Below are 12,768 nucleotides of genomic sequence, written 5' to 3' on the forward strand. Positions count from 1 at the left end.
ATAACAAAATAGTTTATTGGATGGGAGGGACAAGTCAATGAATTTATATAAACATAAACCCAAGATTGTTAATGCATTCAAGTGGGACGGATTTCAAAATACCCTAACTAAGAATGTAAATAGGATGGAATTAAAATCATTTAGTGTTAATGGGAATCATAATTTGACCATTCATACAGATCAAGGAAGTATGTTGTGTGCAATTGGAGATTACGTTATTCAAAATGGCATTAATGACTATTATTGCTGCAAGCATATTGATTTTAGAAATAACTATTCTTTAGTAGATAAAGGGTAGTTATTTATTTTTTAAAACAAAAACCTTAACAAAACTTAACATTTTACAGCAAAGGAGCAAAAAATGAGTGAAGATAAGGTCTATATTTTCTATGGTAAAGGCGTTTTAACCCTAGATTGCATTTTTAAAGGGTCGATTATTTTAAAGGGTGATCCATTCAATGCGTTAATTGGTCATGTGTTGCGTTCATTAAATTTGGGCGATACATCAGAGGCTTTTAAAGCACGTTTTAAGAAGAATGCTAAGATAAAGAGCTTTACTAATTTGAGTGCTGAAGTAGATGTTAATGATCCAGACAATAGTATAGCCAATTTAGTAATTAGTTCTCGTTAGGGATTTTCAATTATAGTCTTCTATTACCTAACACATGTTATTATTAGATAATAACATGTGTGAAATGTTGATTTAATAGCAACGTTATTATATACTATATGTATTACATGTCATTTATTTATATTTACGAATAATAACATGTGTACATAGGAGGAATAATGATGAGACAAATTGTATATCCAATCAAAGATTCAGTCGTTTTAAAACAAGTTCAAGACACTTTGCTAAATAATTTTAGTTTTGGTCGTAGAAATTACACAATTTTCCAAGTAGGTAAAGCAACTTTACTAAGAGTTAGTGATGTTCTTAAATTAAAATATTCAGATGTATTTACTGAAGATGGTCAAATTAAACATGATGCATATATTCATGATAAGAAAACTGGTAAAGCTAATATTCTTTATTTAAAACCAGTAGCTGAAGACTTGAGATTGTATAGACAATGGTTGACTGATAATGATATTCACTCTGAGTGGTTATTTCCTACTACTAGGAACGATAAACACATTTCAGAACGTGATTTAAGAGCTGAAGTTAAAGATTGTATTAATTCCGTTACTTTGGTTAATCCTTCATTTGAAGACGACCCAAAATCCAATTTAATTATTCAATTTCTGGATAATACTTCTTTGAACATCAAAGATATATTAAAATTAACTTTAGACAGCATATTTGACGATTCAGGAAAGCCTAAAGATAAGATTCATATTAAGAATTCTCAATCTAAAAAGTATGAAGATATCGATATTAGTTCTATGCAAGAAACATTAATGTCTTATAAACAATGGCTTTTCAGAAATGACATTAAAACTAAATGGTTATTCCCAGATGAACAAGATAGACATATCAATGAGCGTAACTTTTATCTGATTATGCAAAGAGTTGGGGACTTATTAGGCATTAACTATTTAGGAACTCATTCAATGCGTAAAACAGGTGCTTATCGTGTTTATGTACAGTCTGGATATAACATTAGTTTGGTTATGAATTTATTAAACCATTCATCCCAAGCCATGACTTTAAAATACTTAGGTCTAGATCGTGAATCAACTGAAAATATGCTAGATAAAATTAATTTTGATTAGGTGATATATGAAAAAATGTAAAATAGCTTTAGAAAAATTAAAATATAGATTTCAAAATAAAATGTTTAATGTGAAAAATAAATTAAAAAGATTTAACATCCGTTTATTAAATACAAATGTCAAAATAAAAAGATTTATTACAAAACATAGCTTTGCAACATTATTGAAAAAATATGGTTATATTATTTTGATATTTATTTTTGTATGCCCATTTATATTATATTTTCCCATTAAACATTACTTTGATATTAATATCTTCCAATATTTTAATGCCTTTTTTGCAATTAAGAATTTACCCACATGGATAAGCGGTATTGCTTCTTTTGCCGCTGTCTACGTTGCTGTTATGAAAGATAAGAAGCAAGAAAGCCTTAGAATAGGGGCTAATGTATTTACATCCAAAAAATATGGTGCTTTCATTGAACTCCTCAATAGAAGAACTTCTAAAGGATTTGTCAGATGTATTGGTATTGCTTTTATCACAAAAACGTCTGAAATCGATAAATGGGAAATAATTCCGGAATTTGCTTTAGAAAATTTTGTTAGTGATGAATGGAAAATGTTTAGAAGTGTTTCTGCTGACGATGTTACTAAGATTATTTTGAACGATGGAAGTAGCGACAAGAGACTGCAAAACATTTTTAATTATATTAATGATTATGATTTAAACAGTGATGATTATTATAGAAAATATAAAAATTCACTAAAAAAAGAATCTTTATTATTTGGCGGATATTATTTAGATTTTCATATGCAAACAAATGATAATGCAGATGATTTTTATGTAATGGTCAGTTTAAGAGATTTATTGGATGATAATTTAATAGTTAAGTAGGCGATGCTTTTCATCGCCTTTTTATATACATAAAGGAGGTGTTAGTGATTGTTTCTAAAGCTACACAGTTTAAATATGAAAAATTTGTCGATGCTTATATCAAAATGCGGAACGGTACAAAGGCAGCTATTGCTGCTGGTTATTCGCCTAAGACCGCAAGAACACAAGCATCCCAATTACTGCAACGAAAAGACATTCAAGCTAGTATGCAAAAGCATATAGAAGCTATGGAAAATGCTGATATTGCTAGTGAAAAGGAAGTTATGCAGTATTATTCCAGAGTTATGCGTAATCAAGAATATGATGAAGTTTCTACCGTTGATGGGACTTATATAACCATCCCTTCAATTAAAGATAGAAATAAAGCTGCTGAAATGCTGGGGAGATTCCGAGGATCATTTACTGATAATCATGAAATCAATGCTAACATCTCCGATAAAATAGAGATTATAGATGATGTGCCATTGATTGGGGATGATAATGATGCCGAGTCTAGTTAGCATGATAGCCCCATCATTTTATTCCATTCACAATGATATAAAACGCCAGAAGTATTCTAATTACTGGCTAAAAGGAGGACGTGGTAGTACCAAGTCCTCTTTTGTGTCTATTGAGATAATCTTAGGCATTATGAAAGACAGCCAAGCTAATGCCTTAGTCCTTAGGAAAGTGGCTAGTACCTTACGTGATTCGGTGTTTGATCAATATATTTGGGCGATTGATAAGTTAGGTGTTAGTAACTGGTGGCATGCTTCATATAGTCCACTAGAATTAACTTATTTGAAGACTGGCCAAAAGATTAGATTTAAGGGTGCTGATAGTCCTCGTAAGATTAAGTCACAGAAGTTCAGAACTGGTTATATCAAGTTCAAGCACTTTGAAGAATGTGATGAATTCAAAGGTTCATCTGAAATTCGTTCCATTAATCAATCACTTAATCGTGGTGGTTCTAACATTATGACTTTCTACACTTATAACCCACCAGCATCCCTTAATAATTGGGTCAATCAAGAAAGCTCACATGCGGCATTAAGAGAGGACACCTTAGTCCACTCATCGACTTACTTAACTGTTCCTAAAGAATGGCTGGGTAAGGAGTTCATATTGGATGCTGAACAGCTTAAAAAGGATAATGCTACTGCTTATGACCATGAATATATGGGCAAGATTACTGGTACAGGTGCTGAAGTCTTCAATAATATAACCTTGCGTAAGATTACGGATGAAGAAATATCACACTTTGACACTATTTATCGTGGTCTGGACTTTGGTTTTGCTAGTGATCCACTGGCTTATATGACTGTATATTATAATTCTTAAGTATCGTAAGTTATACGTTTACCGAGAAATATACAAAGTGGGAATGTCTAACCAAGCTGCTGCTGAAGAAATTAAGAAAATCAATCCTAGTAATGGATTGATCACTTGTGATTCAGCAGAGCCGAAAACAATTGCCGAAATGGGCAGAAGTGGCTTAGGGCTTTATCTGATGGCAGCAGTTAAGGGAGCTAGTCGTAGGCAGGGCTTTAAATGGCTGCAAGATTTAAGAGAAATCGTTATTGATCCAGAACGTTGTCCTAACTCTGCTCGTGAGTTTACCACTTATGAACTAGAACGAGATAAAGATGGAAATTTGAAAGCTGATTATCCCGATGGTAATGATCATACGCTGGATGCAATTAGATATAGTTGTGAAAGATTATCTAGAAAAGGAGGTTTCAGAAGATGGAAAAAATAGGTTTAGATGTTATGGAAAAGATGTTATCTAATACGAAGCCGACTTTAATCCATAACAGAGACCAGTATAAAGAATCAGAGCGTTACTATTTAAACCGCAATGATATTGTTAATAATGATGATAATAGCGTTCTACAAGCCATTATTGACTTTAATGGTGCTGATGGACTACTTCCAGCAACTAAAAAAGACTTACTACGTCATGCTGACAATCGTAAGTCTAGTAATTTTCATCAGATATTAATTGACCAAGAGGCTGGCTATATTGCTACTAAAGACCCAGAAATAGATGTGGGCAATGATAACAACAATAAAGCCATTAAGAAGGTTTTAGGGGATGATTTCTCCTTAATTTTAAACAAATTAATTGTTGATGCCTCTAATGCTGGTTATGGATGGGTACATTTCTGGGAAGATAATAATAATTCATTTCATTTTGCAGTAGTGCCACCCGATGAAATCTTTCCTATCTATGCTGATAGCTTAGAAACTGAAGTTAAAGCGGTTGAGCGTGTATATAAGCAGCTTAATACTTCTACCGGTAATTATGATACTATCATTGAGTTTTGGAATGATAAACAATGTACCGCCTTTAGAAAGAATTCAGATGGATTAGATTATTTCGATATGTTCCCAGTAGTTGATAATGCCACTGGAGATACCATTGGTAGTGAATCAGTTATTCAACATGGCTGGGGTATTGTTCCATTCATTAAATTTAGTAAAAATATCAAGGAAAAACCTGAATTACAGAAATACAAAGGTTCTATTGATATTTTTGATAAGGTATATAACGGTTTTGCTAATGATTTAGATGATATTCAACAAACCATTCTTATTTTAAAAGGCTATGGTGGTGAAAGCATTTCTGGACTATGGGAAACTATCAAGAAAGATAAAGCTATCCCAATTGACCCTTCACCTACTGGAGGCAGTGATACTGGTGTTGATACTTTAAACATTGAGATTCCTACTGAAGCCAGAAACATTATGCTAAATATTTCTCGTCAAAAGATATTTGATGAAGGGCAAGGCATTGACCCACAGAAGTTCATGGAAAATGGAGCATTAAGTGGTAAAGCCATTAAGGGGCTTTATGCGAACTTAGAATTAAAGGCTACTACCACTGAAAAATACTTCAGACCAGCCTTATCACAACTGATTCGTATGATCATGAAGCATTTAGGAATTGCTGATTATCAAAACATTGATATTTCACAGACATGGAATCGAACAGCAGTTCAAAATGATTTAGAGATTGCTCAAGGCTTGTCTTATGTAGAGAAATTTACTTCATCAAGGAATTTAGCCAGAGCCAATCCTTATGTAGATGATGCTGATAAAGAATTACAGTATCAAGCTGATGATAAGGTTGATGGGGATGGTTATAGTAATCCTAAAAATATGAAACAAATTAAAGATGGCTTAGAAGATGAATCATAGTAATCAAATTGGTAATCAAAATTATTGGAAGACTAGAGCGTTACAGACAAAAGTTAGAGCTATCCTTATGTCTAATGAATACGAACTCGCCCTCAGTAAACGCATGAATGGATTAAAAGATGACCTTCAGCAACGATTAAAACAGTTTTATACGATGTACGCTGATAATGAAGGCATCCCATATGATGAAGCCAATAAAATATTAATGAATATATCTTCTAAACATTGGGAAATGACTTTAGATGAGTTCAAAAAGAAAGCTATCGCTGGTGGATATACTAAAGAGCTGAATTCTGAATACTTTAAAAGCCGAATTGCTCGTTTAGAAGACTTAGAAAAGCAATTAATTGATTTATCCACGAGTTTTGCTGGTCAAGAGCAATTCAAATTTGAAAAGTCATTGGTTGATGCGTTTGATAATACTTATATGCGGACAAATTACAATATTCAACAAGGTTTTAACTACTTTACTACTGACTTTGCTCATTTTGACGAAGAACAGTTAAAAGTAATCGTTAGTAAACCGTGGAAACCTAGTAATTTTTCATCTCGAATTTGGCCAGAACGTCCCAAACAAGAGACAAAGCCTAAAAGTTATGATCAAAGGCTTATGGAAAATTACCGTAATGAACTACCAAGTCAATTAATGGATTCATTGCTTAGAAGCACCGTGATCGGAGCTAGTTATCAAGAAGTTACTAAAGAATTCAGTAATCGTTTTGAAGATGTTTCTAAGAAAAGCATTCATAGATTAGTGATTACAGAAATGGCTCACGTAGCGAATGAATCATCCTTTATGAGTTATGAAGACAATGGTGTTGAAGAATATGATTATCTAGCCACTCTAGAAAATCGAACTTGTTCTGTCTGTGCATTGCTAGATGAGAAAAATTTTAAAGTTTCTGAACGAGTGGAAGGTAAGAACTGTCCAGTCATGCATCCTCATTGTCGTTGCACTACTGTAGCTCACGTTTCTGAAATGCCACCAATTAAACGTTGGTCTAAAAATGGAAATGAGCGAGAATATGTAGATGATATGAACTTTACGGAGTGGAAAAATAAAATTGCATAAACATGTTATTTTTAAATAAAAGCAATAAATAACATGTTATAAGAAAACGCAAAATTAATTACATTGTTCTAATGCTATTTAACACATGTTATTTCTGAGAAATAACATGTGTTTTGTGTTTCGACCTGAGTAAGTCGTTAAAAGGCTTATTTTTTATACCCTAATCGAGTTCGTTACTCGTAAAAGCAACGAGAAAGGTGTGTACACACATGAAAAGAGAAGATTTAAAAGAACTAGGTCTAGATGCTAGTAAGATTGATTCAATCATGAAATTGCATGGTCAAAGTATTAATCAGGTAAAGGAACAATACTCTGATTATGACGAAATTAAGGCTCAAAACAATTCTTTAACTGAACAAGTTAATAAAAATGATAAAGATCTTAAATCATTGCAAAAACAAGTTAAAGATAATGATGAATTGCATAAAACAGTCAGCAACTTGAGAAAAGATAATGACAATCTTAAGAAGTCTAAAGATGCTGAAATTGGCAAAATGAAGTTGAATCATGCATTAGATTCTAAGTTATCTAGTTACAAAGTAAGAAATAATAAAGCTATCAAGCCTTTCCTAAATATGGATGAAATCAAGTTAGACGATGATGGCAACCTAACTGGTTTGGATAACCAAATGGAAGCCATTCAAAAGGATGAAAATAATGCATTCTTATTTGATAAAGGTACTGATACCCAATATAAGCCAAACGGTGGGGATGGAAGTGGTGCTGATGCACAAGCTCGTTTCGATGCAGCGTTTGGTTTAGACAGTAATAATAAATAAAAAGGAGTTTTATAAATGGCAATTGAAGATATTAACGTTAACTTTTCTGTACAATACGGATCAGTTGTAGATAGAAAGTATTATCCAAAGCGAACTAGTGATGCTCTCTGGCGTTCACCAAGTAATAATATGGTTAAATGGGAAGGTCTACATGTTAAAATTCCTACATTAGCAGTTAATGGAGGCAGCACTTATAGAAATACCAATGACCTAAGTATGGGTGAAATTGCTGATTATTCTAATGACTGGGAAGACAAACAAATTAGATTTGCTCGTCAATGGAAAACGGTAGTTGATCCAACTAATGTTAAGGGAACTGATACGATTGTTACAATCTCTAATATCACTGATTTACACAATGTTCAAGACGTAGTTAAAGAACAAGATTGTTATATGTATTCATCTTTATTCCAAGAAAAGCAAAGAATTAATGCTCAAAAAGTTGCCAATGGTGAACTAAAAGATTCTAATGATGGAATTTACAATCAGCAACTTGATGAAACTAATATCTTAAAAGTTTTTGATGATATGATGACTCAAATGGATGAATCTAGTGTTACTGGAACTAGAATGCTATATGTTACTCCACAAGTTAATAAAATGCTTAAAACTGCTGATTTTGCTAATCGTGCGGCTAATATTAATGGTAGTGGCAAGATTGAACGCTCAATCTATTCAATTGATGATGTAACTATTGTATCTGTTCCTTCTCACTTAATGCGTACTGCATTTGACTTTACTAATGGTGTTAAAGATAAAAGTGGTTCTAAACAAATTCAAATGTTTATGATTGTTAATGGGATGCAATTATCACCACAAGTATATTCTTATGCTGGGATTCAAAACCCAACTCCATTAACTAATGGTAATTACTTATACTATGAATGCAGTTTAAGTGATGTATTCATGCTAGATAACAAAGTACAAGCTTATGCAGCTGCAATTACTGATCGTACTGATGATAACACTGCAAACAATCAACCACCTGTTGATAAAAAGCAATAGTAGGAGTAATTAAGTATGGATAAGGATTTCATTTTATCTAAAATTAAACTATTTGTTCCCAACGATAGTAATAATCCTAATTATGATTCAGCAATTGAGTATGTAGTGGACAAAGTAATGCAAGATATTGCTAATTACACACATATACCACTGAAAGAACTCCCTGATGGCTTAAAATACACCGCTGTGGGAATGTCCGTGGATTTGATTAATTCCACTGAAATGTTAGTTCCTCAAGCAGAGCGTAACAATGGTATTAGCTCAGTTACTGAAGGGGATGAATCAGTTACCTTTAAAAGTATTGCTGAAGATATTTCTTTAGTAAATCAAACGAATTCCGTTACCAAAGATTACTATTATCAATTGAATAGCTATAGGAGGCTAAACTTTGATTAACTCTAAGAAGTTCAAAAAGGCAGCTAAAATCCTATGGTCTAGTCGAGCTACAATTTATGGCCAAGTTAATACTAAAGATGATGTCTTTGATGATACAACTGACCAAATGATTGTTGAAAATGAGCCTTGTAAGGTCATCATTAGCACTATGAAGTCCGATTCTATGAATCTAGTTAATGAACAAACCTATGATGCTAAATTATTAATCAGAAATGGCATTAATATTCCTTCAGGAGCCAAAATCAAGGTAACTGATGTGAATGGCCATACTAATAATTACAAGCAAACCACACAAGGCTATACAGGCTATGCTAATCATCAAGAGGTGACGATGTTATATGATGAAAAAGCCAAGCAAAAGGGGTGATGCTAGATGGCGTTTTTGGAGCTGGATAGTAAAGCCTTCGAAAATTTCGCCCAAAGGGTCAACGATAAGGTTAATGCACGTACTGTTTTTAAATCAGTAGGTAAGGAAATGCAAAACCTTAGCGATGCCGAGTTTAAAGAAGTGACTACCCGTACTCCTACAGACACAGGTGCATTAAAAAATGCGTGGAAGAAGTCAGGATTGATGTATAGCGATGGAAAGTTTTCTTTTAAGTTATACAACAATACCAGCTATGCTTCTTTTGTAGAGAATGGTCATCGAACACGAGGTAAAGATGGCAGTGTCGGTAAAGGATGGGTGAAAGGACAGTTCTTTTTAAAAGGAATGGTTATTAACTATCAAAACAATTTACATGCTTATTGGGAGCCTAAGTTCCATGAAGCAGTTAAGGATGTGATGCAATGATTGATGTATCTAAAGAAATTGGGAAGAATCTGAAAAGATTATTTCCTGATTTAAAATTATATAGAAATAATGTTGAAGGAGGTTTTGAAGAGCCTTCTTTTTTATTGCAAAAAATTCAATCTACTTCTGCACCTTTAACCTTTGGTAATCAAAATCGAACTTACTACTACCAATTAGTCTATTTTCCTAATCCTAGCAATATTGCGGCGGACATTGACCGAGTAGAAGCTACTCTGCTGGATTATTTCACTGAATTAGAGAACTTTGCTCAACTGGTTAATCGTCAATCAAAGATTAATGATCAAACCTTAAACTTCACTTTTGAGGTGAATATCTTCGCTAAAGTTGCTAGAGAAGAAACTAAACAAGCAAAAATGGAATATCAAGGAGGAATTAATAATGGCTGATGAAAATCCAATTATTGAAGCCAAAAAAGGCAATGATGGGACATTTTCCCATCAAGATGATCCAACTTACTCAAAGGAAGCCATCGTTCAAGATGGCAGTTGGAACTTATCTGACCGAGCAATTCTAAAAATTGCTCTTACCGATGGGCAAAAATACTCATTGGCAGATGCTAAGAACAAAATTAACGAATTTAAAGGAGGCATTTAGTTATGGCCGGTGGAACATGGGTAGCTCAAGACAAAAAACGTCCCGGAGCTTATATCAATACTAAAGGGGTTGCAACTGAACAACCCGAATCATCTCGTGGCACTGTTTTATTAATGGATGGTGTCAAACATGATTGGGGTAAACATGGCATTATCCCTTTGAATGCTGCTAGTAAGTTTAAAGCACTATTAGGCAGTGACTTATTAGATAGTCAAAATAAGGCTTTACGAGCAGTGATTAATAGTGGTGCTAGCAAAGTCTTATACGTTAACAACAATGATGGCCAAAAAGCCATTGTTAAAGATGACAACTTGCCATTTACCTTCATTGCTAAGTATGCCGGCAGTAAGGGTAACAATATTATGGTCGATGTCATTAAGAGTCTTAGTGGTGACACTGTTACAGTGAAAGTGATTTATGATCATGTAATTACTTCTACTCAACGCATTACTCGTGCCGATGAATTGATGGGGGATGATTATGTAGATGTGAGCTTAACTGATAACTATGCTGATAAATTCAGTAAGCTAAGTGGCGAAAAAACCTATCAATTAGCTGGAGGAACTAGCAACTATGGTAATGATACTGAGTTATTATCCGAAGCTATCTCAACTAATATTTTTGAAGTCGCAACCACTGCTGGATACCCTATTGATAGCAATATTCACCCCTTACTATCCCAAATGGTCGAAGACTTGCGTAATCAAGAAGGTTATAAAGTGACCGCAGTCGTTCCCGGCTTAGTTTCTACTAATTACAATGCCGAAAGCACTTCCGTAGTCATTAATGGTTATGTTTTATCTGACGGTACCATCGTTGATACTACCAGTGCAGCAGGATACTTTGCTGGTGCTAGTGCAACAGTTCCATATAATCAATCATTAACCTACGCTGAAATTAGTGGAGCAGTTGATACCTTACCTCGTATGGATAATGAAACCATTACTTCTGCTATTAGTAATGGCAAAGTGGTATTTTCTAACCGTATTGATGGTTCAGTGGTAATTGAAGAAGATATCAATTCACTGACTGGTTTTAATAATGATAAACCGCAAGCATTCGCTAAAAATCGTGTAATTCGTACTTTAGACTACATTGCTAACGATACTAAGAATGTTTTTGAAAAATCATTCATTGGTAAAGTTACCAATAACGGTACTGGTCAAGATTTATTCAAATCTAACCGTGTTACTGCACTACAAAATATGCAAACTGAAGGCATGATTGAAGATTTCCAACCAGATGATGTACAAATTACTGCTGGTGATGCTAAGGACAGCATGGTCATTAATTTAAACATTAAGCCGGTTGATTCAATGGAAAAAATCTACATGACCATTGCTGCGAACTAAGAAAGGATGATTTTTAAATGGCAGATGAAAATTTAGATAAAATCTTAAACGCAAAAGACACCATTTCCCTAAAAGAAGGTAAAGGTTTCATGACTACCGATGATGGGAAAAACATTCCATTAATGGGAATTAAAAAGTTAAAAGCTAAAATTTCCAAGAAAAAGGAAGATGTTCCTACTTTAGGTTCACGCTGGAAGCAAAAGAAAACTACTGGCATTGAAGGAACAGGAAGTATTGAAGACTATACTTTAAATTCCAATTGGATTAAATATGCTCTTCCATATATTGAAAATGGCGAAGACTTTTTCTTCTCAATTGTGGGTGTGATTGAAGATAAAACTTCTAGTGCTGGTAAACAAACCGTGACTTTGAAGAATGTCAATATGGATGATATCCAAGTGTTAGATATTGAAGCTGATGATGGTGTGATGTCACAAGAATCTGACTTCTCCTTTGTGGGGGTACATCTAGACCAAGCCTTTGATGGAGTTAAATAATTATAAAAATAAATTAAAAAATGAAAGAGGTAATTAATTATGGCTGAAGAAATACAAGAAATTGAAGATAAACAAGTAGTACCAATGGATGATTTCCTTAAGGAAAATGTAGATACCGCTCCCATTACTAAGGATATTAAGCTAGATCGTTTCAAGTCACCATTTAGAGTAAAAGCTTTAACTGCGGATGAAGTAAATGAGCTACGTAAGGATGCTTCTACTATCACTTTCAACAAGCGTACTCATGCTAAAACAACACAAATGGATTCCGAAAAATACTCTGATTTAATGATTGCTAAAGCAGTGATTACTCCCGACTTGAACAATGCTCAATTACAAGAAAGTTGGGGACGAGTAGCTGACCCTGCAGGTACATTAAGAGCTATGTTATATGCTGGTGAATCCAAACAAATCACTGATGCTATTTCTGAACTGGCTGGTATGAACCAAGATAACCTAGATGAAGAGGTAGACGAAGTAAAAAAATAATAAATGATGATATTGAAGGAAATGAGTTCAGATATTATC

Annotated in this window: 18 protein-coding genes and 2 pseudogenes; all 20 read left to right on the top strand. The window is 33.7% G+C overall.

Annotated elements, in window-relative coordinates; translation table 11 throughout:
- Positions 1-37: 37 nt before the first annotated feature.
- The 20 genes and pseudogenes from MOO46_RS07610 (at position 38) to MOO46_RS07700 (ending at position 12,729) form a co-directional block, all read left to right on the top strand.
- Positions 38-298 (top strand): hypothetical protein, encoded by a 261-nt coding sequence (locus MOO46_RS07610; RefSeq protein WP_249511814.1) that lies wholly within the window; start codon positions 38-40, stop codon positions 296-298.
- Positions 299-361: 63 nt separating this feature from the next.
- Entirely contained in the window at positions 362-631 is a 270-nt protein-coding gene (locus tag MOO46_RS07615) for a hypothetical protein (RefSeq protein ID WP_249511815.1), read from the top strand.
- Between the two features lie 161 nt (positions 632-792).
- Positions 793-1,179 (top strand): annotated as a pseudogene (locus MOO46_RS07950) (tyrosine-type recombinase/integrase); the annotation flags it as partial.
- 54 nt (positions 1,180-1,233) lie between these two features.
- A pseudogene (locus tag MOO46_RS07955) lies at positions 1,234-1,716 on the top strand (tyrosine-type recombinase/integrase); the annotation flags it as partial.
- Positions 1,717-1,723: 7 nt separating this feature from the next.
- Positions 1,724-2,551, top strand: a complete 828-nt coding sequence (locus MOO46_RS07630) for a hypothetical protein (protein WP_249511816.1) — start codon at positions 1,724-1,726, stop codon at positions 2,549-2,551.
- A 44-nt stretch (positions 2,552-2,595) separates the two neighbouring features.
- Positions 2,596-3,051 carry a terminase small subunit gene (locus MOO46_RS07635; protein WP_249511817.1) on the top strand — a complete coding sequence of 152 codons (456 nt, stop codon included), beginning with the start codon at positions 2,596-2,598 and terminating at the stop codon, positions 3,049-3,051.
- Positions 3,035-3,871 (top strand): PBSX family phage terminase large subunit, encoded by an 837-nt coding sequence (locus tag MOO46_RS07640; RefSeq protein WP_317619382.1) that lies wholly within the window; start codon positions 3,035-3,037, stop codon positions 3,869-3,871. Before MOO46_RS07635 ends, MOO46_RS07640 begins: the two co-directional genes overlap by 17 nt.
- 43 nt (positions 3,872-3,914) lie before the next feature.
- A complete protein-coding gene (locus tag MOO46_RS07910; protein WP_317619383.1) occupies positions 3,915-4,289 on the top strand; it encodes a terminase large subunit in 375 nt (124 codons plus the stop codon).
- The gene (locus MOO46_RS07645) at positions 4,277-5,731 is read left to right on the top strand and encodes a phage portal protein (protein WP_249511818.1); all 1,455 of its coding nucleotides are present in this window, start codon (positions 4,277-4,279) and stop codon (positions 5,729-5,731) included. The genes MOO46_RS07910 and MOO46_RS07645 overlap by 13 nt, the downstream gene beginning before the upstream one ends.
- Positions 5,721-6,803, top strand: coding sequence for a minor capsid protein (locus MOO46_RS07650; RefSeq protein ID WP_249511819.1), 1,083 nt, complete (start codon positions 5,721-5,723; stop codon positions 6,801-6,803). The genes MOO46_RS07645 and MOO46_RS07650 overlap by 11 nt, the downstream gene beginning before the upstream one ends.
- Before the next feature lie 209 nt (positions 6,804-7,012).
- Complete coding sequence (locus MOO46_RS07655) at positions 7,013-7,582, top strand: phage scaffolding protein (protein ID WP_249511820.1); 570 nt, start codon at positions 7,013-7,015, stop codon at positions 7,580-7,582.
- A 15-nt stretch (positions 7,583-7,597) separates the two neighbouring features.
- Complete coding sequence (locus MOO46_RS07660) at positions 7,598-8,587, top strand: capsid protein (protein ID WP_249511821.1); 990 nt, start codon at positions 7,598-7,600, stop codon at positions 8,585-8,587.
- A 15-nt stretch (positions 8,588-8,602) separates the two neighbouring features.
- Positions 8,603-8,983, top strand: coding sequence for a head-tail connector protein (locus tag MOO46_RS07665; RefSeq protein WP_249511822.1), 381 nt, complete (start codon positions 8,603-8,605; stop codon positions 8,981-8,983).
- The gene (locus tag MOO46_RS07670) at positions 8,976-9,350 is read left to right on the top strand and encodes a hypothetical protein (RefSeq protein ID WP_249511823.1); all 375 of its coding nucleotides are present in this window, start codon (positions 8,976-8,978) and stop codon (positions 9,348-9,350) included. Before MOO46_RS07665 ends, MOO46_RS07670 begins: the two co-directional genes overlap by 8 nt.
- A gap of 6 nt (positions 9,351-9,356) precedes the next feature.
- Positions 9,357-9,776: an HK97 gp10 family phage protein gene (locus MOO46_RS07675; RefSeq protein WP_249511824.1), complete on the top strand. Its 420-nt coding sequence runs from the start codon at positions 9,357-9,359 to the stop codon at positions 9,774-9,776.
- Positions 9,773-10,183, top strand: coding sequence for a phage tail terminator family protein (locus MOO46_RS07680; RefSeq protein ID WP_249511825.1), 411 nt, complete (start codon positions 9,773-9,775; stop codon positions 10,181-10,183). Before MOO46_RS07675 ends, MOO46_RS07680 begins: the two co-directional genes overlap by 4 nt.
- Complete coding sequence (locus MOO46_RS07685; protein ID WP_249511826.1) at positions 10,176-10,391, top strand: hypothetical protein; 216 nt, start codon at positions 10,176-10,178, stop codon at positions 10,389-10,391. The genes MOO46_RS07680 and MOO46_RS07685 overlap by 8 nt, the downstream gene beginning before the upstream one ends.
- 2 nt (positions 10,392-10,393) lie before the next feature.
- Entirely contained in the window at positions 10,394-11,743 is a 1,350-nt protein-coding gene (locus MOO46_RS07690; protein ID WP_249511827.1) for a phage tail sheath C-terminal domain-containing protein, read from the top strand.
- Between the two features lie 17 nt (positions 11,744-11,760).
- Positions 11,761-12,240 (top strand): phage tail tube protein, encoded by a 480-nt coding sequence (locus MOO46_RS07695; protein ID WP_249511828.1) that lies wholly within the window; start codon positions 11,761-11,763, stop codon positions 12,238-12,240.
- A gap of 39 nt (positions 12,241-12,279) precedes the next feature.
- On the top strand, positions 12,280-12,729 hold the full coding sequence (locus MOO46_RS07700; RefSeq protein ID WP_249511829.1) for a phage tail assembly chaperone: 450 nt from the start codon (positions 12,280-12,282) through the stop codon (positions 12,727-12,729).
- The last annotated feature ends 39 nt before the right edge of the window (positions 12,730-12,768 follow it).

Origin of the sequence: Apilactobacillus apisilvae (genome assembly GCF_023380225.1) — a bacterium.
Classification (GTDB): Bacteria; Bacillota; Bacilli; order Lactobacillales; family Lactobacillaceae; genus Apilactobacillus; species Apilactobacillus apisilvae.